The organism is Metabacillus sp. YM-086, from assembly GCF_048059995.1.
GTDB lineage: Bacteria > Bacillota > Bacilli > Bacillales > Bacillaceae > Metabacillus > Metabacillus litoralis_B.
Genome location: NZ_JBLUOI010000185.1, coordinates 1 through 755, shown reverse-complemented (window position 1 = coordinate 755; position 755 = coordinate 1). Strand labels below are relative to the sequence as shown.

At 33.1% G+C, this 755-nt stretch carries 2 protein-coding genes; both read right to left on the bottom strand.

Annotation, left to right across the window (positions count from 1 at the left end):
• A partial coding sequence (locus ACEWK1_RS27715; RefSeq protein WP_416636892.1) for an IS3 family transposase occupies window positions 1–346 on the bottom strand: 346 nt, incomplete at its 3' end.
• A 26-nt stretch (window positions 347–372) separates the two neighbouring features.
• Complete coding sequence (locus ACEWK1_RS27710) at window positions 373–675, bottom strand: helix-turn-helix domain-containing protein (protein WP_212134101.1); 303 nt, start codon at window positions 673–675, stop codon at window positions 373–375.
• Window positions 676–755 lie beyond the last annotated feature (80 nt).

Genomic DNA, 755 nt, shown 5'->3' with positions numbered 1-755 from the left:
CTTTGAAATTTCTTTTTAAAATATTTTCATATACAAAACCAGCCGCTTGAACTTTAGACTCTTTGGTTGTTTTTGGCCGTCTTACTTTGGCTTTTAAGTTTGTTTCTTTCATTAAGCGAGCTACTCTTTTGTGATTCACTACTATTCCTTTATTCTTCAATACTTTTGAAATTCGTTTAGCACCATAGGTGCCCTGATGACGATTATAGATACGTTTAATAAGGCTTAAAATTTCACGATCCCCTTTACCAATTTTTCTACTAGGACGTTTAATATAAGCGTAAAATCCACTTTTAGATACCCCTAAAACCTTACATAACAAAACCACAGAATATTCCTCTCTCAAGTGGGTAATTGCCTCATATTTTGTGTTTATTTTTTCTCCTTGAGAAAGGCCTGGAACTTTTTTAGGATTTCATTCTCTAGTTCTTTTTCTTTAAGTTTCCTTTCTAACTCTCTTATCTTTTCATCTTGTTTTTGAGTTGAAGAATGGCCAATAGATTTAGGGTTAATTAATCCTTTTTCTCCATTTTTCTTATATGCATTAACCCATCGATTAACCGTATCACGATGAAGGTCTAAATCTTTAGCCACAATTGCCACTGGTGTAAGATCTTCCAATACTCTACGAACAGCTTTTAACTTAGTTTCGACAGTATTATGTTGTTTTGCCATCTCTTATCCCCCCAATAAAATGTATATATGTCGTAATTCAATTATAATTCATATGTCCATTATAAGGGGGTTGAGCACTG

Coding starts and splice junctions, on each gene's coding strand:
- ACEWK1_RS27710 (WP_212134101.1), bottom strand. CDS start 675: ATGGCAAAACAACATAATACTGTCGAAACTAAGTTAAAAGCTGTTCGT.